The sequence below is a fragment of the Paraburkholderia sp. JHI2823 genome (genome assembly GCF_038900695.1).
GTDB classification, from domain to species: domain Bacteria; phylum Pseudomonadota; class Gammaproteobacteria; order Burkholderiales; family Burkholderiaceae; genus Paraburkholderia; species Paraburkholderia mimosarum.
In genome coordinates this window covers 1-451 of sequence record NZ_JAYMRY010000259.1, presented here as the reverse complement: position 1 = coordinate 451, position 451 = coordinate 1, and the positions used below count along the sequence as shown (strand labels likewise).

Genomic DNA, 451 nt, shown 5'->3' with positions numbered 1-451 from the left:
GTTTCCGGCCGCGCCCGAAGACGCGCATCGGGCGGCGCTGTGGGTGCAGACGCGGGCGCGGGCTTTTGGTGGCACTAGCAGAAAGGTCGGCGTGGCGGGGCATGACGCGGGCGGCCAGCTTGCCAACTGTCTCGCCTGTATCGCGCGTGATCGCGGCGACGTGCGGATCAGCGCGCAGGCGCTGTTCGGACCGATGCTCGATCCAAGCCTGACGCGGCTCGGCGACGAGCAGCGGCTCGGCTCGGACATCACCGCGCGCGAGTGCGCCGCGTGTTATCGCGCGTATCTGCCGCAAGCGTCGCAGCGCATGCATCCGTATGCGGCGCCGCTGGAGTCGTCGCGGCTCGCCGGCTTGCCGGCCACGCTGATCGCGACCGCGCAGAACGACGTGCTGCTCGTCGAGGCCGAGAAGTATGCAAGCAATCTGATCGACGCGGGCGTGCAGACCCAG

General features: G+C 69.8%; 1 protein-coding gene. It reads left to right on the top strand.

The window, feature by feature from the left end:
- On the top strand, window positions 1–451 hold a 451-nt coding region (locus tag VSR34_RS38595; protein ID WP_342965256.1), incomplete at both ends, for an alpha/beta hydrolase fold domain-containing protein.